The 26,746-nt window shown below is 67.7% G+C and carries 29 protein-coding genes; all 29 read right to left on the bottom strand.

The genetic code is table 11. The features are described from left to right. Position 1 precedes the first annotated feature (1 nt). The gene (locus Q5H91_RS04230; protein WP_305171970.1) at positions 2-1,969 is read right to left on the bottom strand and encodes a hypothetical protein; all 1,968 of its coding nucleotides are present in this window, start codon (positions 1,967-1,969) and stop codon (positions 2-4) included. Positions 1,970-2,000: 31 nt separating this feature from the next. Next, on the bottom strand, positions 2,001-3,452 hold the full coding sequence (locus Q5H91_RS04225; RefSeq protein WP_305171969.1) for a hypothetical protein: 1,452 nt from the start codon (positions 3,450-3,452) through the stop codon (positions 2,001-2,003). After that, entirely contained in the window at positions 3,452-4,126 is a 675-nt protein-coding gene (locus tag Q5H91_RS04220) for a hypothetical protein (protein ID WP_305171968.1), read from the bottom strand. Before Q5H91_RS04220 ends, Q5H91_RS04225 begins: the two co-directional genes overlap by 1 nt. Before the next feature lie 65 nt (positions 4,127-4,191). After that, positions 4,192-4,344 (bottom strand): hypothetical protein, encoded by a 153-nt coding sequence (locus Q5H91_RS04215; protein ID WP_305171966.1) that lies wholly within the window; start codon positions 4,342-4,344, stop codon positions 4,192-4,194. Beyond that, positions 4,344-4,619, bottom strand: a complete 276-nt coding sequence (locus tag Q5H91_RS04210; protein ID WP_305171965.1) for a spike base protein, RCAP_Rcc01079 family — start codon at positions 4,617-4,619, stop codon at positions 4,344-4,346. The genes Q5H91_RS04215 and Q5H91_RS04210 overlap by 1 nt, the downstream gene beginning before the upstream one ends. A 27-nt stretch (positions 4,620-4,646) precedes the next feature. Beyond that, positions 4,647-4,796, bottom strand: a complete 150-nt coding sequence (locus tag Q5H91_RS04205) for a hypothetical protein (RefSeq protein ID WP_305171964.1) — start codon at positions 4,794-4,796, stop codon at positions 4,647-4,649. A 13-nt stretch (positions 4,797-4,809) separates the two neighbouring features. Beyond that, positions 4,810-5,313: a TIGR02594 family protein gene (locus Q5H91_RS04200; protein WP_305171962.1), complete on the bottom strand. Its 504-nt coding sequence runs from the start codon at positions 5,311-5,313 to the stop codon at positions 4,810-4,812. 14 nt (positions 5,314-5,327) lie between these two features. Continuing rightward, entirely contained in the window at positions 5,328-5,729 is a 402-nt protein-coding gene (locus Q5H91_RS04195; RefSeq protein WP_305171961.1) for a hypothetical protein, read from the bottom strand. Further along, complete coding sequence (locus Q5H91_RS04190; protein ID WP_305171959.1) at positions 5,726-6,316, bottom strand: hypothetical protein; 591 nt, start codon at positions 6,314-6,316, stop codon at positions 5,726-5,728. The genes Q5H91_RS04195 and Q5H91_RS04190 overlap by 4 nt, the downstream gene beginning before the upstream one ends. Before the next feature lie 11 nt (positions 6,317-6,327). Next, complete coding sequence (locus tag Q5H91_RS04185) at positions 6,328-6,612, bottom strand: hypothetical protein (RefSeq protein ID WP_305171958.1); 285 nt, start codon at positions 6,610-6,612, stop codon at positions 6,328-6,330. Next, complete coding sequence (locus Q5H91_RS04180; protein ID WP_305171957.1) at positions 6,596-7,117, bottom strand: hypothetical protein; 522 nt, start codon at positions 7,115-7,117, stop codon at positions 6,596-6,598. Before Q5H91_RS04180 ends, Q5H91_RS04185 begins: the two co-directional genes overlap by 17 nt. 9 nt (positions 7,118-7,126) lie before the next feature. Next, the gene (locus Q5H91_RS04175; protein ID WP_305171956.1) at positions 7,127-10,516 is read right to left on the bottom strand and encodes a hypothetical protein; all 3,390 of its coding nucleotides are present in this window, start codon (positions 10,514-10,516) and stop codon (positions 7,127-7,129) included. Next, the gene (locus tag Q5H91_RS04170; RefSeq protein ID WP_305171955.1) at positions 10,513-15,855 is read right to left on the bottom strand and encodes a phage tail length tape measure family protein; all 5,343 of its coding nucleotides are present in this window, start codon (positions 15,853-15,855) and stop codon (positions 10,513-10,515) included. The genes Q5H91_RS04175 and Q5H91_RS04170 overlap by 4 nt, the downstream gene beginning before the upstream one ends. Positions 15,856-15,885: 30 nt before the next feature. After that, positions 15,886-16,176, bottom strand: a complete 291-nt coding sequence (locus tag Q5H91_RS04165; protein WP_305171953.1) for a hypothetical protein — start codon at positions 16,174-16,176, stop codon at positions 15,886-15,888. Positions 16,177-16,313: 137 nt separating this feature from the next. Further along, entirely contained in the window at positions 16,314-16,724 is a 411-nt protein-coding gene (locus Q5H91_RS04160) for a hypothetical protein (RefSeq protein ID WP_305171952.1), read from the bottom strand. A 95-nt stretch (positions 16,725-16,819) separates the two neighbouring features. After that, complete coding sequence (locus Q5H91_RS04155; RefSeq protein WP_305171951.1) at positions 16,820-17,269, bottom strand: hypothetical protein; 450 nt, start codon at positions 17,267-17,269, stop codon at positions 16,820-16,822. 67 nt (positions 17,270-17,336) lie between these two features. After that, positions 17,337-17,531 (bottom strand): hypothetical protein, encoded by a 195-nt coding sequence (locus Q5H91_RS04150; RefSeq protein WP_305171950.1) that lies wholly within the window; start codon positions 17,529-17,531, stop codon positions 17,337-17,339. Between the two features lie 12 nt (positions 17,532-17,543). Further along, positions 17,544-17,942, bottom strand: coding sequence for a hypothetical protein (locus Q5H91_RS04145; RefSeq protein WP_305171949.1), 399 nt, complete (start codon positions 17,940-17,942; stop codon positions 17,544-17,546). Continuing rightward, the gene (locus Q5H91_RS04140; protein ID WP_305171947.1) at positions 17,939-18,421 is read right to left on the bottom strand and encodes an HK97 gp10 family phage protein; all 483 of its coding nucleotides are present in this window, start codon (positions 18,419-18,421) and stop codon (positions 17,939-17,941) included. The genes Q5H91_RS04145 and Q5H91_RS04140 overlap by 4 nt, the downstream gene beginning before the upstream one ends. Beyond that, complete coding sequence (locus Q5H91_RS04135) at positions 18,421-18,765, bottom strand: head-tail adaptor protein (RefSeq protein WP_305171946.1); 345 nt, start codon at positions 18,763-18,765, stop codon at positions 18,421-18,423. The genes Q5H91_RS04140 and Q5H91_RS04135 overlap by 1 nt, the downstream gene beginning before the upstream one ends. After that, the gene (locus Q5H91_RS04130; RefSeq protein ID WP_305171945.1) at positions 18,762-19,064 is read right to left on the bottom strand and encodes a head-tail connector protein; all 303 of its coding nucleotides are present in this window, start codon (positions 19,062-19,064) and stop codon (positions 18,762-18,764) included. The genes Q5H91_RS04135 and Q5H91_RS04130 overlap by 4 nt, the downstream gene beginning before the upstream one ends. A gap of 54 nt (positions 19,065-19,118) precedes the next feature. After that, positions 19,119-19,796 carry a hypothetical protein gene (locus Q5H91_RS04125; RefSeq protein ID WP_305171944.1) on the bottom strand — a complete coding sequence of 226 codons (678 nt, stop codon included), beginning with the start codon at positions 19,794-19,796 and terminating at the stop codon, positions 19,119-19,121. An 11-nt stretch (positions 19,797-19,807) separates the two neighbouring features. Beyond that, positions 19,808-20,254 (bottom strand): hypothetical protein, encoded by a 447-nt coding sequence (locus Q5H91_RS04120; protein WP_305171943.1) that lies wholly within the window; start codon positions 20,252-20,254, stop codon positions 19,808-19,810. Positions 20,255-20,271: 17 nt separating this feature from the next. Continuing rightward, on the bottom strand, positions 20,272-21,570 hold the full coding sequence (locus tag Q5H91_RS04115) for a phage major capsid protein (RefSeq protein ID WP_305171942.1): 1,299 nt from the start codon (positions 21,568-21,570) through the stop codon (positions 20,272-20,274). Positions 21,571-21,662: 92 nt separating this feature from the next. Next, positions 21,663-22,538 (bottom strand): S49 family peptidase, encoded by an 876-nt coding sequence (locus tag Q5H91_RS04110; protein ID WP_305171941.1) that lies wholly within the window; start codon positions 22,536-22,538, stop codon positions 21,663-21,665. 3 nt (positions 22,539-22,541) lie between these two features. Further along, on the bottom strand, positions 22,542-23,807 hold the full coding sequence (locus Q5H91_RS04105; protein WP_305171940.1) for a phage portal protein: 1,266 nt from the start codon (positions 23,805-23,807) through the stop codon (positions 22,542-22,544). Then, entirely contained in the window at positions 23,807-25,570 is a 1,764-nt protein-coding gene (locus Q5H91_RS04100) for a terminase large subunit (RefSeq protein ID WP_305171939.1), read from the bottom strand. Before Q5H91_RS04100 ends, Q5H91_RS04105 begins: the two co-directional genes overlap by 1 nt. 4 nt (positions 25,571-25,574) lie before the next feature. Next, entirely contained in the window at positions 25,575-26,054 is a 480-nt protein-coding gene (locus Q5H91_RS04095; protein WP_305171938.1) for a hypothetical protein, read from the bottom strand. A gap of 79 nt (positions 26,055-26,133) precedes the next feature. Beyond that, entirely contained in the window at positions 26,134-26,487 is a 354-nt protein-coding gene (locus tag Q5H91_RS04090; RefSeq protein ID WP_305171937.1) for an HNH endonuclease, read from the bottom strand. Positions 26,488-26,746: the final 259 nt, after the last annotated feature.

Here is a 26,746-nt window from a genome sequence, read left to right as displayed (position 1 = left end):
ATCAGCGTCCCACTGCCTTGAGAGCGGCATCCATCTTCGGCGCCTCGCTGCGCGGCTGGCCGGGGTACTCGCGCAGACCCCACGCGCCCCACTTGCTGATCGCGCCCGAGGCGTTGAACAGCACGGCCACATCGTTGTCGTTCGCCGCCACCAATCCGGGGATGTACTCGCTGTAGAGCCCGCCCATGCGCTGATCGCGATTGAGGCTGGCGATACGTGGATCTTCCGCGCCGCCGTTCAGGATGTGCTGCCCGGCCTCATAGGAGATCAGGCGAAGGCCCATCGCCTTGGCTTTGGCCAGGTTCTCGCGCACCTCGCCTGCCAGCTTCTTCCGCATGTCGACGGTGAGCAGCGGGAACAGCTTGTCGCCGTCGGCGACATCGGGATTGGTCTGCAACAGATCGCCCCCGAAATACGGCGCGATGGCGAGGGCATCGAGATCGCCCGGCTTCACCTCGCCACTTTCGGCCAGCAGATAGCCGGCGTGCGCCGGGTTGCCCGACTGCGAGGCGATCACCCGCACCAGCTGGCCGGGACGATCCTTGAATACGTCCGCCCAGATCTTCATGACCGCGACGGTGCGGCGGGCGTAGAGCTTCCACGCCGAGGCATATTGATTGTCAGCGAGCTTCAGCGCGACGCCCTCTTCGCGGGCGAGGCCAGCGACCGGGAAGCCGTAATTCCAGACCTCGTTGGACAGCTCGACATAGGCGTGCCGGCCGGCCGGTAGAGCATCATGCACCAGCTGCGCCATGCGCCGGACATAGTCCTCGTCGGCGCGCCAGGGGACGTGCAGCCAGGGATCGGCATCCGCCGCCACGGCAAGGCCGACCTGATGCTCGAGGGCGAGGCCATCGCTGCCGCCTTGGGTCAGGTCACCGGGCATCGTGCGGGTGGCCCAGGTGGCCGGCGAGGCGCTGTTCCCCGCGCTGACGTCGAGCATCCGCAGGACACCGAAGGCACGATAATAGTCGATCGTCTCGGCCGAGAAGATGCCGACGTTCGCCGCCCCCTCGACGCGGCAGTCGATGTCGCGCACCGGATTGGTCGCGGCCGACGATTTCAGGGTCAGCCAGTTGAAGCCGTTCGGCGCGCCCTGGGTCCAGGTGAAGCGGTAGCCGCTGCCTGTCGCCCGTCCGTTGGCGAGGCGCGGGCCGCTGACCTCGACTACGCCCTTGCCGGACCAGGTGCAGGTGACATCGATCGCCTTCGTGCGGATGCCGGCCGGCGGGGTCAGCATCAGGGTGGGGCCATATCCTGCCCCGATCCGCGCCGGGTCGGGCATGCCGTCGGCGGTCATGTCCGCGTGCGGTAGGTCGGGCCAGCCGGATACGCCTGCGTTCTTCCAGCCCTGACCAAAGGCAAGGTTCGCGAAGGTCTGCTCGCCGCTGAAGTAGGCGGTGCCGGCGACATTCACGCCCAGCTTGTCGCGCGGCACAGTCGATCCGACCGAGACGGCAGCGATGGGGCTGGGCGTCGGCGTCGGACTGGCTGTCGGTTCGGGTGCAGGTGCAGGTTGTGCCTGCACCGTCGCCGCCGTGGTCTGGCACCGCTTGACGGAACCCGGCGCCGGGTCGGGGAAGGAACCATTGTTGCAGCCGATACTGCTGGTCGCCGTCTTCTCGGCCCAGCGCTCGCCAGCGCCGTAGCGGACGCGCGCGCTGCCCTCGAAGCGGCAGACCCCGCCTTCCACGGCGCAATCCTTCCATGCGACCGGCGCTGGCGTCGGCGCGGGGGCTGATGTGACGATAGCCGCCAGCAGCGTCTTGCGCTCGGCCACCGCCGCCGTGGCGGTCAGCCCCGCCTTCTCGAAGCACGCGATCTGCGTCGCGAGCTTCGCCTTGTTGGTCCGGTCGGCCTTGGCCACCGCCGCGGTGCCGCAGCCGGCGACGGTCTGCGCTGCCGCGGGGGCGACGGCGCAGGAGGGGATCGCCAGTAGCGCGAATGCGGCGAGGAGTAGTCGCTTCATGAGGTTCTCCACTGAAGGGGCCGAGGAAGGATCAAGCGACGGCCGGCAGGGCGATGTTCTTGATGAGCGCGGCGCCGAGCAGGTAGACCTTGCCCGAGACGGGGACGCCATTGCGCCACCGCATGCCGAAGGTCAGGCCGCCGTTATTGCCGCCCGAGGCGATGACCATGGGCGTGGGCGAGGCGTAGCTGAACCGACCGGTCATCTTCGGGATGTAGTCTGCCGCCTTTGCCGGCGCGGACAGCAGATGCTCACCGACGGCACCATTGGCACCAGTCGCGCGCGCGGACAGCCCAGCCGTGCCGGACAGCGCCTCGGCATAGTATTCAAACTCCCAGTTGTAGGCGTCACCGGTCGCAAAGGCGCCAGCAGTCCCGCCCCCGAAGGTCCACTCGCCATCCGCCGTTGGCGTGCCCGACAGCGTGATCGTGGTGACCAGGATGTCCTCGCGGCCGAACTCGGTCACGAATGGCGGGTACGGCTCGCGGCTGGTGGCAAAGGTAATGCCGCTCTTGATGAGGCGCTGTGACGGGATCGTGCCAAAAAGCGCGATCCGCGGGTAGGCCGCTGCGCCCGAGCCGCTCGGCGTATCGCTGCCGCTCTCGATCGTGGCCGCAGTGCCTCCGCCGCGGGTGAACATAATCATGTTCTGGACGAAGTCGCCGCGCGGGCTCTCGGTCGACTGGCCGCTGCCGTCCGGCATGATGAGGCGGGTGCGGTGCGGCATCAGCCGCTTGAAGATCGGCTCCAGCGCCAGGCCCATAATGTAGGCGCCGTACCCGGACTCGTGGAGGCTGTCGTGCATGACCGAGCCGTAGGCGCCGGTATCGGTAGTGGTGTCGCCGGTCGTGCCCTTAGACAGGAACGTCTCGGATCCAGCTTCGAGCAAGCCAAAGGTGGTGTCGCAGAAGGACACGAATGCCGGATTGGACCGCGCGAAGACTCGGATACCCCGGTTGATCTCGGAATTGCTCCGAGCCTGCGCAGCGTTGAGATTGCCCTCGGGATCGACGCTCATGATGATGACGTGGCTGGCGCCCGCGGTGATGTAATTCTTGGTCGCCTGCATGAGGTTCGCGAGCGTCTGACCCACCGCGTAGTTATCGTTGGTGCCGGCCTTGATAATGACGATCACATTCTCACCGGCATTGGCGCGGGACGTGACGGTAGCGACAATCGCTGCGTTGCGCGTGGCGTTGAGTAGCCCGTTCGTTTCCGTGCCGGTGAAGCTGCCGCCGATGGCGTTTGCGTCCTCGAAGGAGCAGTAGACGCTGGCGCGCGCGAGGCCCCAGGCCGCCCCCGACCGGACGTTGGAGAAATTCGCCATCAGCGACGCCTTGGAGTCGCCAACGATGATGAGCCGGCCGGGCCGCTGCCGATTGGTCAGAGCGTATAGCTCGCCCATCATGGCGTTGATCTTGTCGCCACCGATCTTGCCGGTGTCGCCCGCGCCTGCGGTGGTGTCGAGAAGAAGCTTTCCCATTATGCAGTCGCTCCGAAAGTCGGGCTGGTCGAGCCCCAGGTGGAAGAGGATGAGCCGAAGAAGGGCGAGGCGGGCGGGGTGGCCGCTGCCACGGTGACGGTCGCGGACGCGACCGTGCTGCCGCCGGCGCCGGTCGCGGTGACCTCGAAGACGTAGTCGCCGGTATCGGTCGGCGTGAACGCCGCGCCCGTGCCGACCTGTGTCCCACCGCGCAGCCAGCGACGGGACTGGACCGTGCCGCCCGTGACGATGCCATCGTTGCCGGTGAAGGTTTCGCCGACCTGCGGCGTGCCGTCGGTCGTGATCGAGGGTGAGGTGGTGAAGGACGGTGCCGGGGTCGGCGTCGGGGTTGCCGCGGCCACTGCGACCGTCGCGGTGCTGGTGGCGGTGCCGCCCGGCCCGGTCGCGGTCACCCGGTAGCTGTGATCTCCCGTTTGGGTCGGCACGTAGGTTGCCCCGGTTGCGCCGCTGATCGCGGTGCCGTTCAGTAGCCACTGGCGCGCCGACACGCTGCCGTTCGCGATCGTGCCGTCGTTGCCAGCCAGCGTCTCCCCGACCTGCGGCGATCCGTCCGAGGTGATCGAGGCGGACGTGCTGAACGAGGGGGCGGGCGTCGGCGTCGGCGTGCCGCCGCCCGCCTCCAGTGCCCGAAGGCGTGCCAGCGCGTCGTTCAACGTTTCGCGAACGTCCTTGAAGAATATCTGGTTCGGGGGGCTCGGGGGGAAAAATGTGTAAATGGTCACAGGCTGTCGCTCCAGATTGAGGTGTCGTCCCAGGCGGCTGTGTCGAGCCAGCGGCGGGCGATCGGCAGGACCGCGGCGCCGGCGAGCAGCAGCGCGACAGTCGCCCGCCCTCGACCTGCGGCGAGGCCAAGGCCAAAGCCCAGCCGCATCAGAGGATCGCCACAATGTCGGACGCGGTGGTGCCGGTCGCGCGAATGCGGCGCGGGCGGAACGGCAGGCAGGCGCCGCTCGGCACGTTGCGCCAGATGACGGGCGCGGCGCCTGTCGCTTCATTGTCGCCGATCATGGCGATGTCGCCGCCCGTGCCGACGTAGATGCTCTTCGGCGTCTCCGTCAGGTCGGTGGTGTCGCTGGGCACGACGACGCTCGCGCGCTCGCCGGGGTCCGACACCCCGGAAAAGACGCCGTTGAATGGATCGGCCATCATTGCTTCCTTTCCGAGGTGCTGAAGTCAGGCGCGGGGCGTCGGCGTCTTCTTCGCCTCGTCCTTCACCGCCTTCACGATCTCCTTGCCGATCGACACAGCGCCGAGGACGAGGGTGGGATTGGACTTCACGACCTTCAGGGCCGCGCCGAGCAGCTTGCCGATATTGATCTTCATCAATTTTCTCCATTCATGCTTCGTTAGTGGTGACGGGGATGCCGGCGACTTCGGTCATGCGGACGGGACCGCCGATGACGGGCACGCCGCGCGGCCACCGCGAGGCGATCAGACGGCTATTCGCGATGCGACTGTAGGAGACGGCGTTGCCCTGGTTGCCGCCGACGACGTGGTAGTAGCGGGCATCCTCGCCCGCGTAGAAGCCGACGTGGTTGCCGCCGAACCGCGAGAAGACGAGGATCGCACCCGGCGCCAGGCGGTCGGTGCGCAGGTTTGCGCCCCACGTCGCCCAGCTTGCCGCGCGCGCTGCGATCTTCGGCGGGTCGATCCCGGCCGCGACGAGGCATGCCGCCGCGAAGCCGCCGCACCACGGCATCTCATCATCCTTCCAGATGACGCCGTTCCAGCGCGCGGCCGTGTTCAGCAGCGCGATCAGCTTGTTGTTGTGAGTCGGGCCGGGGATCTCGCGCGTGCCGATCTGGCGGCGCGCGAACGCCAGCCATGCGGGGTCGTTCATCAATGTCTCCGAGTTTAGGGAGCAGGGGGCGGTGGGCTGCCGCTCGACATCGCTTTCAGTGCTGCCTGCGCCGCGGCACGGATGGCGCTGGTCATCTGGCTTTTGGCGATGCCGATGATGCTGATGCCGATCGCGGCGATGCCCATGCCGCTGATGCCGGCGGTGAGCAGGTCAAGGTCGTGCGCCTGCGTCCACAGGGCGGCGAGCAGCGCGCAGAGCATCGAAACCAACACGTCGAGGATCACCTGCCGGCGACCGGTGGTCTGGAGGAAGACGATGGCGCGCGTGATGGCGACGGCGAGGACGGCCACCAGCACCGGGCCGGGGTGGTAGGAGTAGCCGAGGAAGTCCCAGGTGACCGGGGCGCCGGCAAGGGGCAGAACAGCGGCGGCCCCAGCTGCCGCCGGGTGGTTCACCGGAAGATCACCGCGACAAGGGCGGCGACGAAGCTCAGGATGATGACGACCCCCGCACGGACCAGCACCGGCCAGCGCGACCACATGTCGACTGGCAGCGGCGACTTGCGGAGCTGATGCTCGATCCCCGGCTCGCCGAGCAGCGCGATGGCCATCCAGGTGAAGCCCAGGACGAGGGCGATCGGATCAAGCCACCGCTTGGCCATCATCACCCGCGCCGAGGTGACCGGATCGTCCGGGTTCCATCCCCACAGCGACATGGCTTCGGCGCCGCACCGGATCGTCAGTGCGCCAGCGGCGAGCAGGGTGATAAGCCGGTAGAGGCTGACCGGGTCGAGCGGGTGATCGTAGCGCCGCTGCGCCCAAATCCGGCTGCACTGACGCCCCAGCATCATCGCGCCGAGGAAGGTGCCGGCGGTCATCAAGAAGAGGTTGAAGAGGAACAACGAAGGGTCGTTGTTGAAGCTAGGCGGCGCCGGGCTGGAGGTAACATTCTCCACCATCGCTGCGGACAGGCTGTTCGCCGCGTCGGAGGCGAACAGGGGAACGGTCGCCGCCACATGGGCCGCGAGTGCAATGGTTGCCATCGGCAGTCCTTTCAGGGAGTCGGCGCGGCGCCGAGGAAGGCGGTCTCGACGTTGCGCCGGCAGTGGCCGGGCTCCTCGCCGAGCAGGATGAACAGGCGATCGATCATCGGGGCGACGACCCTTGCCCAGCGCGCGCCCCGCATCTCGCCGCGCCCGACATAGCTGCTGATCGTCTCGTCGGCGGACGGGCAGGTGTCCGTCAGGTGGAGCAGGTAGGCGGCGCCGACGATCCAGACCTGTGCAGCCTGGTCGATAGACACCAGCAGTTGCTGGGCGACGTCACGCAGCCGGCGCATTCAGCACCGACCAGTCGATAACCGCGGCCTCGACGATCGCGCCAATTGTCGCCGCTGCGGCGATGCGGGCCTTGGCGGCGTAGCGCATACCCTCGATTGCACCGGACAGCTGCGCCCACGCCTCGGCATTGGCGATCACCTCCGCCGCCAGCGCCGCGATCGTCATGCCCCGCGCGGTCGCCTCCGGCTGGAGCATGGCAGTCGATGCGCCATTGTCGGCGAGCCACGCGCGCGCCGCGGCCTCCTTCAGCACGTAGGTGCCGACCTGGCCGGGCAGGGCGGTGATGATGGCGGCGCGGGCACGCTCGGCATCATTGTCGACGCCGAGGATCAGCGCCGCCTTCAGCGCGCCCAGATCGCGCGGCTGCTGCGCGACGACGGCCTGCGGCACCACGACGATGCCGGCGCCCTCTGGCGGCTGCTGATAGGCTGCGGTGCCCGGCATGCCGCTGCCGGGATACAGCTCGGCGCCGGTCGCAAGATCGTAGACGATCCAGTATTCCATGTCGCGCTCCTAGATGGCGACCCAAGTGGCCTTCAGGTCGATGCTTTTGGCGGTGTAGGTGGCAGCGATGTGCCGGTAATAATAATCGCCGTCCTTGATCCACCCGGTGTCCAGCGTGCCGCGGTTGACCCGCGCGACGAAGGTCGGGGCGAAGTCGGTCGTCGCGATCACCCGGTCGGACGCGTTCGGCCGTGGCAGATAGGGATGCCCTTCATTGTCGAAGGCGCCGATGAAGAAGCTGCCGCCATCGGAGACATATTCCGCATAGGCCGGGTAGCCGTTGATCGTCTGGCTGAAGCCTTGGCCTTCGTTTGTTTCAATGACGAAGGTGGCCTCGTAGATGAAGCGGCCGGTTGGCGGGATGCTCGGCAGCGTGAGCGTCCAGGGAACGGTCAGCGTCTGCCCTGCAGCCGGCGTGATACTGCCGGTCCAGGTAGAACGGGCTTCCCGCGCCATGCTGGCACCGTCGAATTTTCGCGCGGTGATTGACCCGTCGACGGTCAGGTCGCCGCTGATGATGCCATTGCCAACGAGCTGCCATGCGCCGCCATACTGGTCCGACCACAGGCTGAGCGCCGCCCGGCCGTTGCCGGCGTCAGCGACGAGCCGGACATAGGCAGCGGCCTTGCCCTGAAGCCCGACGATCGCACCGGCCTGCTGGCTGACGGTTGCCCGGCTGTCGTTCAGCGACGCCTCGATGTTGTCGGCGCGCTGGGAGGTAACGAGCGTGCCGTCGCTGGTGACGCGCTCCAGACCGCCGATGCGACCGACAGCCGTCCCGACCGACGCCTCGATGGTGGTCGCCCGCTGCGCGGTCGCGTACCGGTTCGGCAGGTCGGCGAGCGTGTCCTCGGTCGTCTTGATCCGGGCCGCTGCGGTGATGCTGACCGGGCGATCGTTACCCGAGCTGTAAGGAGCCCACGTCTTCGTGCCCGGTCGAACCTCGGTGACGAACGGTCGGCTCAGCCACCCATAGCCATCGTTCTGGACATTGTACTGGCGAAATACGAAGGTCGCGCGAACAGCAGTCGCGGGCACCAAGACTTCCTGAAGACCAGTGCGGTTCCAGGAATTTAAGTCCTGCCCGCCTTGGTTGACGGTCTCACCCATGTGTTCGCCGCCGTAGCCGACACCGTTGCCGCCTGCGTCGAAGAAGAAGACGCTGACCCAGACGTTGCAACGATGCGATGCAGTCAGGCCGTAGAACTGTAGGCTTGAGCCCGGGCGGACAGCGAAGGGTGCGCTCTGCACTTCTGCGCATAGGCCGGCGCCGGCCGGTCCACGGAGAAAGCCGAGATTATTCTCGACACCTCCGATCATCCATGCCGACCCCGCGCCGTTGCGGAAGAAACTCGACAGGTTGTCGGCGTTGAAGGTGAGCGTCCAGCCGTCGAGCGTGCTGAGCGAGCTGTTAGGAACAAAGTTGCCGCCGGACGAACTTGCCGAAGCTTCCAATACGTCAGCGCGCGATGCGAGCGCCGTGTCGCGCGTGATTGCCGCCTGCTCGACGCGCTGGATCTCGGCGCGCGCGACCGTGTCAGCGTCACCGCCACCGCCGCCCTCAGCGAGAATTTGGTCGACCCGTTGCGAGATGGCATTCTCGCGATCGACCGCGGCCTGCTCCTTCGTCGTGACCAGCGCGCGCAGGTTGGTGTCGGTCGTCGCGATCGAGGCGGTGACCGTATCGATCCGCGTCCCCAGCGCCGCGTCGCGGCCGAGCGACAGGTCGCGCTCGTCGGTGATCCGGGTGTTGACCGCGGTGTCGTCATAGCCGCCGCTGGCCGACAGATTGTCGATCCGCTGGTCGACCCGCTCGACCTCGTCCTCGATCGTCGCCAGCGCCAGATCGGCCGCAGCGCGCGCCTCGGTGATCCGCTGCCCGGCTGCGGCGCCGGCCGCCTCGATCGCCGGGATGGTGATCGTGTCGAGCGTTTCGAGCCGCCCGGTGATCGACGCCGCCGGCACACCGCCGACCGCGGCCGTGTCCTTCGACGTATTCTCGCTCGTCTTGTCGGCGTTGTCGGTCGGCTTGGTGCCCGCCGGATCGGTGACGTCCGGCCAGGCGACCGATCCCAGGCTGCCCTGCTTGATCGGCGCGGCCGTACTCAGGCCCTCAATCGACAGCGACAGCTTCGAGACGCTGGGTGCGACTGCAATGTCGAAGTCCTTGTAGAAGCCGTATACGGCCAAGGCGTCGAGATCGTCATGGCCGAGCCAGAGACAGGGCTTCGCCCGTGCCGCGGCGAGCCGGTTCATGACAAGATCCACCGCGTCGGTGCGGATCAGCGCCTTGGCCGCCATCCGCTTCGCCCAGGCGCGGGGAACGACGGTGACCTCGCCGAACACGTCCGTCTCCTTGCGGCTATAGTCGATGATGCCAGCCGTGGGGGCGGTTTCGGTGACGCCCAACCCCTTGATCTGGCCGATCAGCATCGTGCCGATCGTCACCGTTCCGTCGCCAGCCGCCAGGCTGTCGTTCCAGACGCGCTGATCGAGCCAGCGCGCGCCGTCGTCCCAGCGCTGGGGGCCGGGGATCACCGCGGCGGGCGTGGCCGTCACGGTCACAGCTGTGCCAGCCGGCGCGGTGAAGTCGAGGAACAGCGCCTTGCCCGCGCTGTCCGGCACCAGCGTCCGGTCATAGCCCGGCGCGCGCAGGCGCACCGTCGCCGCGTTGGTGTCGAGCAGCGCCAGCCCGGATACCGGGGCAGGTGACTTCAGCACCACCTCGACGTTGGCCCCGACGATCGTGGAGGTGCCGAGCGCCTGGTCGAAAGCGGCCCAGCGGTTGGTCGGGCCGATGTCGAGCCACTTGGCCGCCGTGGTGGCCGGGTCGGCGCCGACATTGCCGGCGACCAGGCTCTCGTAGATGCGGTGCGCGGCGATGACCTGCGCGCCCTTGGCGTACGTCGTACTTGCCGCCCAAACGGGTGCGTCCGTCTCGGGCACGTTGCTCGACACCAGCACGCTGCCGTCGACGACGACCGGGTCGAGGAAGCGGAGCGAAGACGCCTTGCCGCTCGCCGCGGGGTCGGTGCCCGGATCGACGAAGGTTTCGGCCGACGCGATGCTCTCGACCGTCAGCGTGTAGAGGCTGAGCGCCCCGACCGTGAAGTCGAAGTCCTTGTAGAACCCTCGGAACGACAGGCTGCCGTAGCGCGCGTCGGCGATCCACGTCGCCGGCTTGGCGCGCAAGTCGACCAGCTGGCGCTGGACAGCGTCGACGTCCTCCATCGGCACGGCGATGCGCAGCGACATGCGTCGGGAGAAGCCACGCTGCACGACCGTCGTGACGCCGAAATCGTCGGTCGTACGCCGGCTATAGTCGATGATGCCGATCGTCGGCGTCGCTTCAACCTGACCGAGATCGACGGTGGTACCGGTGTCGAGGACGACCTTCATGCCGCGGCGTCCAACAGGACGACGCCGAGGCCGGCGCCGCCCGACACGCCCTCGGCGCGTTCCAAGACCCTCGCCGAGCGCTCCCCGGCTGCCGCTGCCGCTGCCAAGCCGGCGTTGGCGTCGGCGCGCAGCGCCGCGATCTCATCGCGCAGCGCGCGAATGTCGACCGTGGTGTCGTTCGTCGACGACGAGGCAGCAGGCGCCGCCGCCTGCGCCGCGACCGCCGCGGCAGCGATGGTGCCGGCACCCGTCAGCGGGTTCCCCTTGGCGAGCGCTGCGATCACCGCGCTGGTCGCCTCCAGGCTGGCGGCGGTCTGCGCCTGCACCCGGTCCAGCTCCTGCCGGCTGGTCGCCGAGTCGCCCGCGACCTTCAGCAGCGCCTGGCTCAGGCTGGGCAGCAGCTTGGCGGCATCCTGATCCCCGGCGCGCGCCGACGCGGTCGCCGCGTTGAAGGCGCTGAACGCGGAGGCGAAGCTGGTCGCGCCGGTTGCGTCGGACAGGCCACGGATGCGCCGGATCTCGTCCTCGATCGAGTTGCCGACCGTCGCCCAGGCATCGGCGAGCGTCTGGGCGTTCTTGGCCGCCTCCTGCGCGTCTTGGATAGCCCAGACCTGTTCCTGAAGCGCACGGTTAGAGACGTCGACCTTCGCGAGGTCGAGCGCCCGGATGGCGGCGGTGTCGCCGTTCAGCTCCAGGATCTTGCGCTGAAGGTCCTGCCGCTCGGCGAGGATGTCGGCCGCGCTCTTGGCGCCCTCCATCTCCTTCTTCAGGTCGGCGAAGGCGGGGGCCAGCTGGAGCAGCGTGGCATAGGTCGCCTGACCGGCCGTCGTCGTCAGATCCTGCGCGTCGACCAGCGCGCGGAAGCTCGCGAGCGTGTCCGGCATGGTCACGCCCAGGCGGACGAACACGCCGGACAGCTGCGACACCTTGGCCGCGTTCTGCTCGGCCGCAGTGTAATAGGTCTCGAAATACGCGTTGGCCGCGCTGGTGAAGTCGCCGATGCTGTCGAACTGCTCGCTGAGGCCGAGCTTGGCGTCGATGCCGATGCCGCGCGCGGCGCCGCCCAGCATGTCGAGCGAGGCGGTGACCGCCTCCACGGTGGAGGCGACCCGCACCAGCGTCTCGAACGCGCCGTCACCGACCTTCTGGAACCGCTCGAAACCGGGGAAGGCGGCAAGCGCCATCTTGTCGGCCGCAGCGCCGAACACGGCGCTGAGCTTCTCCTCGATCTCCTCGCCGGTCAGGCCCTGCAAGTCGATCTTGCCCAGGTTGACGACGAAGCCGTTCAGCCGGCGTTGGATCGTGTCCGTCGTCTCGCCGAGCGGCTCGGCCGCCGCGGCGATGGCGGTGTTGAACCCCTTCAGGATCAGCGTGAACTGGTTCTCGATCGCGGCATCGGCTGCGTTGTACTTCGTCGAGTAGGAGGTGCCGGTGGTGATCCCGAGGAACTTCTTCTTCTTCTGGACATCGCTGTAATAGGACGCGTCGAAGCCGCCATCGAGGACGGAACCGAGCGTCTGCGGCCCAGCCGACAGGCCCGAGCCGACCACCGTCGTCTTGGTGCCGAACAGCGACGCCAGCGCCCCGCCGAACACTGGCACGATCGCCTTCAGGACCGAGCCGACGGCATTGGTCTTGAAGCCCTCGGCGACGCCGGCCGAGGCGTTCACGTCGCCCGCGCGCACGACCAGCGCCGCGACATTGCCGATCTGGCCGTCGATCGAGCGCAGCGTCGCCGCCATCTCGCGCGACGAGGACAGCATCAGGGTGTCGATGTCCTTCAGCCCGTCGATCGCGCGCTTGATGCTCTCCGACTTGGCCGAGGTGTCGCCCAGGACGGTGCCGGTGCCGTCGTTCGCTTTGGGGAGCGTGTTCTTGCCTCCACCGCCCAGAAAACCCGTCGCCACGCCGATCGATGCCAGCGCCGCGGCCATCACCGCCATCCCGGCGAGGTTGAAGGGGAAGGGCGAGGACGCGGCGGTCTTCGCCATCGCCGCTGCGCCATCCGCCGACGCCCGCACCGCCGAGTTGGCCACACTGGTGGCGGTGAAGGCGGTGTCGGTCGCGATCGCGGTGCCGGTCGCGACGGTGCGGGCGGCAGTGACCCCACCGATGAGGCCGAGCTGCACAGCCGCATTCTTGATTGCGAACCCGAGCTCGACCGCACGGAACACCTTCTCCGCCGTCGCCAGCGCCTTGTAGCCGGACGAACCTTCCTTGAAGAAGCCCTTTGCCGCCTTGGTCATGTCGCCGTAGGCGCCGATTTGAAGCGAGGCCGATCGCATGGCAAAGAGGCGCTCCTCGCGCCGCTGCGCGTCCGAACCCACTGTCATCTCGCGGGTGCTGGCCTGGTATTCGGCCTCCAGGCGCGACTGGTCGGCATAATAGCCGGTCATGATGGTAGCAGCGTCGCCGATGCTACGGCCGACCTCGCCGAACGCGTCCGCCATCCCGCGCGCAGCATTGCTGGCGCTCCCCGCGATGATGTCCCAGAGATCAGCAGTTCCGCGCAACGCGTCGTTCATCTCGCGGGACGCCTGCGTGTTGATCACGCCCGCTTCAGCGATCTTGCCCTGCTGCTCGACCCATTTCGCAGCATCCGGACCAGTCCAGTTCTTGCCACGCGCCTCCTGCTCGGCCCGGAAGATCGCCAGCGAGCGGGTTCGCACAATCTCAGTGGCGCCGGTGAGACGCAATTCCTCGCGCATGTAGGCCAGCTGGTCGTCGCCGGCCTGCACCGCCGTGGCGAGCGCGCCCTTGCGCCGAGACACGGTGAGCTTGTCCTGCGCGATCCGGTGAGCATCGAGAGCGGCTATCGCCTCCTCCTCTCCCTTCACGTCCTTGCGGTCATGTGCCGCCTTGATGGCCTGGAGCAGTGGCAAGTCGGCCATACGCTGACGCAGCAGATCCTCGGCCTGCTGGGCCGGGATGTTGCCTGCGGCCACCTCGCGATTGACGGCGTCCTGCATCGCGATCTCGTCACGCATCGCTGCGGTGCTCTGCGCGGCGTTCCGCACGCGCTCGGCGACTGCCAGTCGCACCTGTCGATCGACGAATGCCTCGACGTCGCCCCGCTTGCGGATCGCCGCGCTCTCCGCCTTTACGCGCGCCTCTGCGACCAGCGAGGCGGCACCGGACACGGTATAGGCGTCGGCTAGCGCATAGGTATTGCGGATCTGCGCCTCGGTCGCCTTGGCCTCGTTGAAGAGGGTTTCCGCGCGTCGATCGGTCTTGGGCTTCACATACTTGTCGGCAACCCGGTTGTACGCGTCCAGCGCCTGTGTCTCGCGTTCCTGCTGGGTCAGTACCTGTGTGCCCAGCTCCAGCCGCTTGATCTGCCGCTGAGCCGCCGCCTTCTCCGCCTGGGTGCGGGCGCCGGCGAGGCGGGTCTGCGCCTCCGCGATCATGTGTGCGCGCTCCTGCGTCGAGATCCACTGGCCCGAGGCGGTGCGGTTGGCGTTGATCGTGTCGGTGACCGCCGCATAGTCGTGGCGGAGCGCCTGCACCTGCTGACCGGTCAGCCCGGTGGTGTCGGCGAGGCCCCGCTGAAGCACGCGCTGCTGTGCCAGCAGCTCATTGTACTGCCGCATGCCGGTGGTGTTCAGCGACTGCGAGGCGTTCAGCGCCGCGATCTGATCCTGGTTGCGGCCCGCATTGGCGTTGCCGGCGCCGGGCTCCTTGTTGCCGGTGCCGAGCAGATCGACCGCCCACCCGCCGACGTTCCGCTTCAGCCATGCGTCATAGGAGGCGCCCGCCGCCTTGATGCGCTGATCGAGGCGGCCGAACATCGTCGACACCCCGGCGACCGTGGCGCCGAGCAGATCCATGTAATGGGCGAGGCCAGTCGTCTCGGTGGCATTGGCGGCGAGATCGCGCGACAGGATGCGGGTGAGCTCGGCCGCTGCGCGCTCACCTTCACCCATCGCGGCCAGCTGGCGGATATGCTCGTACTGGGCACCGGTCAGCAGGCCCAGCTGCTGTGTGAAGGTGTCTGCCGCCCGCGCCGGATCCTTGATGGCCTCGGCGAGCGCCGCCTGTGCCGCCGGCGCGTCTTGGCCAGTCAACTTGGCGTACCGGTCGACGTCTGCCGCCAGCATGGTGAGGGTGGCCGAGCCTTGAATGCCGGCAGCCACGAAGGCGTTGACGCTGTCGCGCGCGCCGCTGAGCGACCGGTTGCCGAGCGTCGCGGCAGCCTCGGAGATAGCCTCCAGCTGTTCGGCGGTCTGTCCTGACGCACGCCCCAACCCGGTCGCGCTGGCCTCGAACTGCTGGATCGCGGCACCATAGGAGCCGATCGAGCGAGCCACCGCCATCGCAGCCACAGCGGTGCCAGCCATGGCAAGGTTGGCAGGGGTGATGAAGGCCGCCAGCCGGCCGAAGCCGGTGACGCCATAGGTCACCGCGTCCGAGCCCATCTGCTTCAGCGCTGCGCCTGCGCTGACGCCGCGCGCCTTCGCCTGCTCCAGCACGTCGTAGATCTGCGGCCCCTGCTGCACGAGAATCATGAGCGGGTTCATGCCCATCGCCGCGGTGACGCCGATGTCCTGGAACTGGCGCGACAGGTTCAGCACCTCAGAGGCCGTGAAGCGCTGCGTCACCCCGAGCCGGCGGGTGGCCTCGTCGAGGGCGTTGGTCCCGCCGGTCGCACCGCCGACGAGGCGGGCGTGCTGGTTGAGCGCGTCGCGGGCCCGCTGGACCTCCTGCGCATACTCTCGCTGGTGCAGGGCACCGGCTGCGAGCAGGCGATCGGCGCGCTCCATCTCGGTGTCGAACTTCTGCTGTGCCAGAAACATGGGATCGAGCGCGGCGCGCACCTGGTTGGCCTCGCGGGCAATCAGCGCCTCTGCCTCCGCGGCGTCGCGCGCGGCTTGCGCCATCTTGCGGGCATGGGCCTCGAACATCTCGAACCCGTTGGCGGCACGGCGCTGCCCCTGCTCCAACTCACCGAGCGTGGCAGCCGCAGCACGCAACTCCGCCGCCACTCCCGCCAGGCCGATGTCGTCGGCCGCTGCCGCCTTCATTTCGGCCCTGATGTCTCGCAGTTCCGCACGCGATTTGCCGAACTCGGCGATCGAGCGGTTCAGCGCGAACGTCATCTGCTCGGCCGACCGCTTGACCGCCGCGTCCGTGCGCGTCGCCTCGGTGCCAAGCGCGCGGAATTCGGCGATCGACGAGCCGAGCCTGACGACGTTGGTGGTGGCACGCTCCATGTTGCTGGCGCCGGCGATCACCTCGCCGGCAGCCTCGTTGAAGGCGCGACGAACCTGCTCGATCTCCCCCATCGAGTTCGTGGTGACGATGTCGAGCCCGACTTCCAGCGCGGGCGCTCCTACACTCATGATACAGGCCTCCGGGCTGGCAGTGGTGGGTTAGAAGAGCAGGTCGAGGGCGGCGATCTCGGCCGCGATCGTGGCGTCGGTGGCTTCGCCGAGCCACGGAGGCGGGCAGGTGTCGTCCTCGGCGCGGTGGCTCTCCGCGACATAGGCGACGGACAGTGCGCGGATCAGCCGCTTCTCCCAGGCGGAAACGCGGAAGGCGGCTGCTCGCGCCCATTCGTTGATCTCGCTCCAGGCGAGAGGAACCGCGCCCATGCCGTTTGAGCCGGTCAGACCCACTTCGGTCAGCCGATCGACGATGTGGGGGAGGAGGAGAGGTGGCATCTGCGGCTCGACGCCTGATCGCTTCGCCTGATCGAGCCGGGTCAGCGCCCGACTTAAATCGAATGAGGCTGCCCGAGGCGAGCCCGAAGCCGGCCGAGGCTTGGCGTGGAGCCAAGCCATCTGCCGGACGTAGAGCGTCAGCCCGTCGGCGACGCGGGCGCGAAGTTTCCCCAGTCACCCAGCTTGGCGGTCACCTGATTGGTGATATGGCCGAGCCGGCGATTGCCGTAGATGGCCAGCGCGAGCTCGCGGCCGGTCTTGCCGCCGCTCTCCAAGCCGTCGATGCTGTGGGTGATATCAGCCAGATCCTCGGCGGTCTGTGCGAGCTTCTCCTCCGGCGCCATCGCGGTCCGCTTGCCGTCATTGTCGTCGAGGCGCTTCATGGCCCGCTGCGTCTGGCGGGTCTCCAGCCGGGCATAGGCGTCGCTGCTGGGTCCGAAGACGACGATCCGGATCGGCGTACCGTCCTCCTTGTACTGCGGCTCGCCCTTGGCGTTCTTGACGTGGATCGGGGCGGTGTCGTCGACTTCGAGAGCTGAAATATCCATGGTTGGTCCTTCGCGGGAGGGTGCGCCGCCCGCCCGTCACCCGCGATGGCGGGGCGGACGGCGCGAGGGTTCCGGCTGGGCCGGAAGAGGGTTGATCAGGCTGCCGCCTTCTTCAGGATCGGCGTGTTGATCTCCATCACCGGCTGGGCGGTGATGATGCTGTTGGCGGCGCCGATCGTCTCCGGGAACCCGAAGACACGCACCTGGCAGAAGCCGAGTGTGCCGTCGGGCTTCGTGATCTTGGTCGCGTACAGGCCGTTCTGGTCCGGCGCGGACGCGGTGCGCAGCAGGGTCTGTCCGGCGTCGGCATCGTCGACCTTGATGGTCGGCTGCAGCTGGCCGTAGTTGGTCGGACCCTTGTACTTCTCGACCGGCCCATCGAGAGGCGTGAAGGTTACGACCTCGGTCGCAGCACCGAAGGTGCCGATCTGCTCGACACCAGCGATGGTCGTGTAGGTCAGCGCCTCATAGGCGGTGGTCGTCTGCGCAGCAGGGATGCCCGCGGAGATGGCGAGCTTCGTGCCCGCCGCAGTCGTGGATGCCATGTTCTATTCTCCAGATGGCAAGCCGGCGTGGCCGGCGGGGCAGTCCTGTCGCGGGCAGGAAAGGCGGTCAGGCGGTGGGCTCGTCGCCGGTCGCCGGGGCGGGCGCGTCCTTCGGCTTCTCTTCGGAAGCGAGGCCGGCAGCCTTGTAGTTCAGCAGTTCGCCGTCCGTGCACTTCTTCAGCTCAGCGCCGCGCTCGAAGGTGCGGGTCGTGCCGGCATCGTTGAAATCGCGGGTGGCGTAGAGGGGCTTCTTGATCGCCATGGTTGTTCTCCTTCAGGCGGGGGCATCGAAGCTGACGCGGAAATCCTGCGCCTGCTCGAAGGTGTTGCCGGGACCGTTCACGTCGGGCCCCGTGCCGGCGGTCAGCACCGAGATTCGGCGCGCATCGCCGATCGCATCGGCGACGACGCTGGTGCAGGCGCGGCGGATCAGCTTCATCGTGGCGACCTGATCGCGGTAGGTCTGCGCGCGTACGGTGACGGACACCCGCTCGGTCGAGCGGACCGTCGGCTCCCAGGCGAGCGGCTGCTGATCGGTGATGCTGATCGAGCGCACCACGATCCCGAGCTGGCCTTCAGCCAGAGCGCCGGCCTTGATGCTGCCTGCCGGCCAGATCGCGATGAGCGGTGCGTAGCCGCGCAGCAGCTGGCCGATGATGTCGACGCCGTTCATTCCTCATCGTCTCCGGTGTCGTCGGCGCCGACGATGCCGCCAGACGTGACGCGCGCGTTGATGTATGCCTGCGCCGCGGCGACCGCCTCGCCGAGTTTGATGTCGAGCGCCGGTCGGAGGAACGGCTCTTTGCGCGCGCCCGGATGGCGAACGCTGCGGCCGATCGGGACATCCTCGATCGCCAGCGTGCCCCGACGGGTCGTGATGACGTGCGGGTCGGTGCCGTACTCGGCCCATGTCGCCAGGGCGCGCGGCCAATGTCCCACGACGGTCACGACACCGCTCACCTTGTCCGTTGCTGCCCGCGTCCGGACCTTTAACCCGTCGCGGATGTCGTCAGACCAGGTGCGTTCCTTCGCCTCGTCGGCGATGACGTTCGCACCGGCCCGCGCCGCGCCGCGCAAGAGCTTGTTCTCGATCTCGACTGGCAGGGTGTCGAAGAACGCCGCAACCTCTTCGCGACCCTTTACGGTGGGCATCAGGCGCGACGACCCGCGCCGTTGTATTCCTCGACCATGAACTCGACGCAGCGCGGGTTCTCCACGAGTGCCGGACCGGACACGATCTCCATTATCCGATCGCGCCCGACGAAGCGCATCGCGGCGGTGATATCCGAACGGCGGTCCATTCGGACACGCGCGCGCCAGACGGCGGAGGTGAAGCCTCCATCCTGCCTCTCGGCCCGGCTAGGGAGATCGTCGAGGACTTCAGCCCAGACCGTTCGCACGGGCACCCATTCGTCGGCGCCGGCACCATCCAGCGCGTCATCGGCTACCTTGCGCTGAACGATCAGCCGAGTGTTCAGCTTGCTGCGCGGGATCACCGCATCACCCAGGTGCGGAGCGGGCCGAGGACGGCCGCAACGGGTGCCGACACCTTCTCGCCGGTAACACCGTTGGTGAACCAATCGTCCACCTGCAGCAGCATCGCCAGGACGATGACGGGCGCGTCTGCCGGGTTCATGGTGATGCCATCACCAACGATGACGAGCCCCGTTGCATTCTCGATCGCACGCCGGGCTGCGGGGATCAGCAGCGCAATGCGGCCATCCTGCTCGACGTCGTCAGCCTCCAGCTTCAACTGCTGCTTGGCCTGTTCGAGCGTGATCGGCTCTCCCAGCATCACGAGACCCTTCGCGGAAATGGGGCGGGGCCGACGGTGCAACCCCGCCCGGGCTCAGCCGCGCTTCTTCGCGCCTGCAGGCTGCGTCGCTTCTGCCTGAGGCGCCGTAGCGTCCCCCAGCTGCTGCTCCAGCTCGGCAATGCGCGAGTTAGCAGCCGACAGATCGCTCTTCGAGTTTTCGAACTGCTGCTCGGTCTCGGTGATGCGCTCATTTGCTGCGGCCAGCTTCTCGTCGGCCCGGTCCCGCTCCGCGGTGATGCGCTGCACATCCGCGAGGAGTTCGTCCGCCCGCGCGACATGCGAATTGTTCATGTCACGGAACAGGTCGGCACCGTTCAGCACCTCACCGCCCAGCCGCTCGATCTCTTCCTTCAGCCGCTCGATTTCGGCTTCAAGGACGACGGGCGGCGCGCCAACGGTCCCGGTCGCCGGCTCGACGAAGGCCGCGCCGGGACCGGACGAGGCGCGGGGCGGCTGACCCGTCATGACCTCGCCGGCACGAACCGCGGCGTCCAAGCGGCGATTGCCGGGCTGCACGATCTCGACGACCGTCTCGGTCACGACAACCGGGCGGTAATCGGCATCGACGAGCTTGCCGTCGTGGAGGAAGGCGGCGAGGCCCCGGCCGACGAAGTACATCTCGCTCTCGTCCGAGCGCTCGACGCGATCGCCCCTCTTGAAGCTTTCCGGCGGGAGCGCTTCGGTGGTGTAGTCCTGCAGGAACTCGATCATGGCGCGCCTCCTCAGATGGTCTGGGCGACGGACGCCGCCACGTTGCGGGTGCCGGTGCCCTGCCGGAAGTCGGCGCCCACCAGCGAGGCGGCGAGCAGCGTCGCGGCTCCGCCGACCGTCACCGACAGGCGGAAGAAGCGGTAGCCGGCGTTCTTGTCGAAATCCTCCTGGCGGAGATCGATCTGCGCCTGCCGGTCGTTGCCGCCCGCAGCCACCAGCTGCGTGATCTGGCTACCGGGCACCGGCTTGGCACCCGCACCGTTACCGTCAGTCGCCTGCTCGATCTGAGCGTCGACCGTGGCGTTGGCTCCGAAAGCGCCAATCGCCAGCACCGCCATGACGGTGAAGAGCGACTGCATGTCGAGCCAAGGCGTGGTGAGCGTCCCCACGCCGGCGGACCGGGGGCTGATGCTCCCGATTACGCCGATGCGCGAGGACAGATTGAGGTTCTTGGACATGCCGTTTCTCCTGTGGATCAGGCCCGCTCGGCGAGCGTGACGAAGTGGGACTTGGTTGTCTGGCTGTTCGCCATCGGCACCGGCTTCGAGAGCACCGGCTGCCCGCCAATCCGGAACATCCAGCGGTACGCGGTGAGCGCGTAATCGAAGTAGAGGTGGATCGACTCGGCGAAGGTAGCCGCGTTCTGGCGGCGAAAGGCCTCATACCCGTTCGGATTGACGAACTGGATGTCGCCCCGCTGACCGAGCGAGCGCGAGTGCTCGTTGAAGATGATCGGGCGGCCGAGGAGCGTGCCACCGGGCGCATCCTGATAGTTCGGATACCAGAGCGGCTGGCCGGCCTGCGAGGCGATCTCCATTAGCGAGGGCAGGATCTCGCTGTTGGCGAGCCAGCTGGCACCACTCGGCTGGATCATGCGCGCGAACATGCGGGCGATGTTGAAGCGCGAGATCGTCGCCGCGGCCTGACCGGCATCCTTGGCGACGGTAATGGCGGCCGGCGAGGCCATCCAGCCGAGCGGCTTGTCAACGCCGTCGCCATACATGAACGCATCGGCGACGGTCCAGCGGATGGCGGCCGAGGCATGGTTGGTCAGCAGCCCGGCAACGCGCGGCGCATCCTGCAGCAGCTCCTCGGTCGCCAGCACGAACGCGTAGACCTCGTTCAGCTTGGTCTCGCGCGGGGTGAGTTGCGAGCGCGTCGGGCGCATCTGCTCGGCTTCCGAGCGCCAAAACGCCTTTACGCCGGTGCTGCCCCAAGGCGTCGTCTCGTCACCCAGACCGACCACGCGGTTGGCCCCGGTCGCCTCGGGCGAGATCAGGTCCATGATCGGATCGTTGCCGTTGCCGAACACGAGGTCGGTGATCTGCTGGCGGAACTCGGGCGGCACGAGATAGCTGCCCATTTCGTCGCCACCCTCCATGTGGACGTTCGTCGGCGCAGCGAGACGATCATCGACGCGGAAGCCCTGACCGGCCTGCGGGTTGGCACAGCGCACAGCCTGCGCGAACTCCGCCATGTCGCGGAACCCGCCATTGTCGAGGGCCGCGCGCGGCTGTGCCGGAACGGTCCCGGCAGGCGGTGCCGTGGCAGGCGGCGTCTGCGCCGGCGTGGCGCCGATCGCAGCTGCGGCCGTCATCGCCTGCTCGGCGCGCTGGATCTGCGCCGTCAGGCGCGCCAGCTTGGCCTTGTCGTCCGCGTCGGCCGTCTCTTCCTCGGCGGTCAGGTCGCGGTCTTCGTCGATCGCCTTCTGAAGCCGCTCCTGCTGCCGCTGAGCGGTCGCACGCGCCTCCGCCTTCAGAACCGCAAGGTTCATGGTGGTGTCCTTCTTCTTGGTGGATGGGCGTGCGCCCACAATCGCACGGGCCACCGCGGCCCGCGCGTCACCCCCTCGCGGGGAGGATCTCGTCAGATGGTGAGGGCCATCTCGATCGCAGCCGCCTGGCGCCGCATCAGCGACAGCCTGGCGCGGCTGGTGTTGTACTGGGCGACCACATCGCGCAGCGTGGCGACACCGTCGATCGCGCCGTTGGCGAGCGCGGTAGGCGCCTGGAACGTCTTGCCCGTGCCGTGCACCCGTGCGACGTCGCCCACCTTCATCCCGCGACCCCGCGCGATGGCGGTGGCAAAGGCGACATTCGACTGGTCGACGGACGCCGCGATGTCAGCGCGATCCTCATCCGTCAGCGGCGCATAGGGGTGCGCTGCGATCTTGTCCGGGTGCGACGCGATCAGCGTGGTAACCATGCCGATCTTGGCCTCGAAACCGGACATGTCGGTGTGACCGGACCGGACACCGACCGAGCCGACCTCCCCACTGGTCGTACAGTAGAAGGCGCTGGCCTGCGTTGCGAGCCAGTACGCGGCCGAGAAGCAGTACGGATCGGCGACCGCGATCACCGGCTTGGACGATCGGGCCTCGTAGATCGCGTCGCCGGCCTCGGCGCAGCCCCAGACGTATCCGCCGGGGCTCCGGACGGCCAGGACAATCGCCCCGATCTTGTCATCGGCTGCGGCGTCGCGGACCTGATCAGCCAACACGTTGTAGTAGGTCGTGCCGTAGAGGCCCTGAGGCGCGAGCGTGCCACGGACCGGGATGATCAGCGTGGCGCCCTCCCGGATCGGGTCTGCCGGCTTGGCTGCCTGTGGCTGACCGCCCATCATCGCCGCCATCTGGCGGAGCGAGTCCGGCAGCATGGCTTCGATCGAGCCGCTCTTCAGCATCGAGTCGAGGAATGCCGGGTGCATCGCCCACAGCGCGGAAGCGGCGAGGAACCGATCCATCGTCTATTGCACCTTGTCCTGAGGGGCGGTCTCGCCGCCCGTTGTGGTATCGGCCGCCCGGTTGCTGTTGAGGGCTGCACGCGGATCGCTGGCCCAATCCTCGCCGAGAGCCGACAATCCGAACCAGCCGGTCCGGATTTCGTCGACGCTCATGATCGAGGCCGTTCGCGCCAGAACAGCGTTCCGCCACTGCGTGGCAGCATCGCCGCGCAGCATGCTGTCGAGGTTGAACCTGGCTCGGACGCCCTGCGCCCGCAGATCGGGCGGCAACATGCGAACAGTGATCGCCTGCTCGATACGGCGGGTGAGGGGGCGCAACGCCCAATTGACGAAGGAGCGGGTGTCCTGCTCGTTGTTCCCGGCGTTCCCGCCTTCGTCCCCAATCATCGAGCGCGGGATGCGCCAGTATCGGCCCATCTCCAGGGTGCGCTGCCGGATCAACTCGACCAGCTGCGCATCGGTGTTGGAGCTGCCGACCGCTTCGTAGGTCAGGCCCTGTTCGAACACGGGCGTACCGCCGCGCTTCCACTGCCGCACGCCCTCCGCGATCCGGTCAGCCGACGCGTCGGTCAGCTTCTGATCGGTGGTTACGATCCCGGACGGGCGCCGATCGTTGCGGAAGAACGACCGGGCTCCGACCTCCAGCGCGAGCTGGAAGTCGATCGCGCCCTTCGCCTGGCGCCACGGCACCAGCGGGCGCAATCCGCCATCGGCAATGCCGGTGAACCAGAACAGCTGCTGCGGCAGCAACCGTCGCGGTCCTTGCTCGGACGCATAGTCCACATGCATGCTGCGCTCGCCCCAGCTCGCGACGGTGCGGAGGGGGTTGAGAGCCCAGACCTCCAGGCCGTCGAACCCGGCAACCGGTTCGGCAAACGCTTCGCCCCGGAGGACGCCAGCGAATGCCATTGCCGCCCAGAATTCAGCGCCGGTCTGCAGATGATTCGGCTCGTAGGCCAGCACGTTGGCCAGCGGGAAGTCGTTGCGCGGCCCGTTGTCGTCCTTGAACTCCAGCGACAGGCTGCCAACCGCCTCGGCGATGATGGACACGCAGAAAAACACCGCCGCGACCTTGGCCGCGGTTTCCGCGTTATTCGCTTCCATCGGCATGGCAGCCGACAGCATCGACCAGGTTTCGTCGCCGAAGAAGCGTCCATCCATCACGTTAGACGGGGCAGGACGGCCGGTGACCGGCTGGACGGTCATGGGACCGCTTGCCGAGTTGAAGCGGTCACCGGACGCGCGGCGATAATCGTCGAAGCTGGGCATCAGATTACCAACATGCCCCTTTCTTCATAGACGAAGCCGCCTGCGGCCTCTGGGTTGAGCGTCATCAGCGTCGCGGCCGACATCATGGCCGCGAACGGATCGATCTTCGCACTGGGCGACTGCTTCGTGATGGCGACGCCGCTGGTACCGCGTGGCTCCTGCTTCACGTTGCCGATGCACCAGGTCATCAGCTTGGTCCCGCCGTGGCGAGCGGTGCGGGCCGCGCACTTGCGCGCCAGCCCCTTGATCACGCTGGTGAGGCGCCAGCCTTGCTGGATCGCCTTCATCTGGTCGTCCTCGAAGCCTTCGCTGGCGAGCTTGTCGACGATCGCGGCGACGCCCGCGGGATCAAGGCCAATGGCCTCTTTCTCGGGGAACAGGCCGGCGTCCCGCACCCGCACGAGGATGTCGACAACACCCTGCACGTCGGCGCTCAGATCTTCTTCCTCGACCTCGTCATCACCTTCGCCGATCGTGCCGAGATCGGCCTCGTCGGGCATCTCGCACCGGGTGAGGGTGCCCTCTGCGATCAGCTCTTCAAGGATGGTCACGATGTCCGGCCGGCGCTTCCAGACGATCGACCAAGCCCAGGCGTGGCACCAGATGAGCCAGCGCTTGCTACCCTTCTCGCGGCCGATCAGGCACAGGCCGAGAAGATCGTCCAGACCGCCCCCGTCGACGCCGGCAACGATGACCTCGCTGCGAGCGATCAGATCGTCGAGGGACAGCGCCGGGATCGCGCAGCGAGGCCAGAACTCCGCGCCCTGCCACCGGTCGCGCGAAAGCCGCTGACCGATCTCGACGTTCAGGTATTTTGCCAGCACGATCTGCAGCGACGTGTCGCCGTCCTCGCCGCGGCCTTCCTTCACCTGCTGGATCTTGCGCTTGATGAAGTTTACCGTCTGCGATCGGCCGAGATTAGGGTTGGTGACGTAGAAGTTGTCGGGTTCGAGGTACGCTTCGTCGTCGCGCATCGCTTCGGGCCACTCGTAGAGCATGCCGAAGCTGCGCGGATCGTCGATCGTGCCGTCGCGAACGCCGCGGAAATAATCGAGCTTGTCCTTGAACACGCCGCGGGGGCGCTCGTCGCTGTGGGTCGTCAGGTAGATGACGAAACCCTCCGGCCGCGACGCCAGCCCGCCGGTGCCCTCCTCCAGCATCGACTCGGCCTTCGCCTGCTTCCCGAAGATCCAGAGTTCGTCCACCAGCACGAAGCCGGCCTTGCTGCCGCCTACCGTCCCGGTGTCCGCCGCGATGACGCGCAGCTCGGCACCCGTGACCCGGTGCTTGATCAGCCGCTGGTTGTCGACGACGTGCAGCACCCGCTTCAGCATCGGGTCTGCGCGCACCATGGCAGCGGCCGGCCCAAAGCTGTTGCCCGCGACTTTCTGTGTCGGCGCTAGGATGCTCAGCGCCGCGTCATGCCGCCAGTTGCGGATCAGAGCGGTGAGCATGATGCCCGCCGCGATGGTCGACTTGCCGTTCTTCTTCGAGATCAGGAGCAGGAACTCCTCGATCAGCCTTTGCCCGGCATTGGCGTCGTATGCGCCGAAAATCGCGCCGACCAGGTCGAACACGAACGGCTCGCAGGCCTCACCGAACGTCGGTTGCCCTGCCACGTCGACCATCCGGAGCGACTTGAACACGTCGAGCGCCGCTGTGGCTTCGGCCGGAAACAGGGGCGCGAACGGCACGAGTGATTCTCGCGCGATGATCCGCCGCTCCCAGTCGGGGCAGGCGGTCGTCCAGATCGGCGCGTCCATAGCCTCAGTTCAGCAGACTGGGCGGAGGGGGCGGGGGCTCGAACCGGCCGCGGACTTCCTCCGCATCCTGTTGAGCCATCGCCTTTTTGCCGAGCGGCGCCGGGCGGGGTGGCCGAGCGTGCTGTGACACCTGATCGGACAGCTCCGCGAGCCGAGCCTTCTCCAGGCGACGCCCCAACTCCTTCTCAGCCGAGACGCTCCCCGCCTTGGCGCCCTCGTTGAGGCGGCTGAGCTGCACCATTTCGAAGCGGATCGCCGCGGCCTCCCGTTGCGCGACCTCGGAAGAATAATGCTTGCGAAGCGTGGGGACGGATACCCCGATGCCGGTTGCCGCCTGCTTGACCGTCATTCCACGGGCAAACGCCAAAAGCACCTTGTTCGAGTTCGCAAGTGTCCAGGCGTGTTCAGGTCGCCCACGCCCTTCCTTGCGCGGAATTACGGCGTCGCCGAACAGGTCGACCTCCGGAAAATCCGCGTCGCTCAAAAAAAACCTCCAGATGAGATCGGATGCGGTCTAGGCGCCGGCACCCCCTCGGACTTTCGACCCCCCCACCCCGTATGGGTCAGGGGTGGCCGCGTGCCTCCTGCCGCTGCTTCGTGCTGTCATGGCAGGGCTTGCACAGGCACCACAGGTTGCGCTCGTCCCAGAACAGGCGTTCGTCACCACGGTGGGGGCGGCGGTGGTCCGCGACCAACTGCGACGTGTCCGGCTCCAGCTTGCCGCACATACCGCAGGTGAACAGGTCGCGGACGAGGATCGACCAACGCAGCTTTTGCCAGCGCGATGTCTTGTACCATCGCCGCCAAGCCTGCTGATCGCGGTTGCGGTCATACGCCTGCCGATCACCGACAGGCAACGATGCGAGGCGAGGCCGCAGCGACCCGAGCCGAGACGGCAGGCTGGTCAGTCGACCCATGCGAGCAGCCCCATGTTCATAAACTTCATAATGGCGCGACGGGCGTGAACGGCGCGCCGTAGCGCTGCGACACACCGCCCGAGGCCGGCGCCCCCGGAAAGGACCCATGACCCACGCCCAAAACAACGAAGGGCACCGTGACCGAAGCCGCGGCACCCTTCGTTGAGGACAGGGAGGATACTGATCCGGTTACATGGCGACCTCTTCGACAGCAGAGAGGCGGATGCCCGTAGGCCCATCCCAGTGTGACCGTGAATAA

The organism is Sphingomonas aurea (assembly GCF_030678875.1).
GTDB classification, from domain to species: domain Bacteria; phylum Pseudomonadota; class Alphaproteobacteria; order Sphingomonadales; family Sphingomonadaceae; genus Sphingomonas; species Sphingomonas aurea.
The sequence above is the reverse complement of the archived record's forward strand: the minus strand, read 5'-3'. Positions and strand labels throughout refer to the sequence as shown.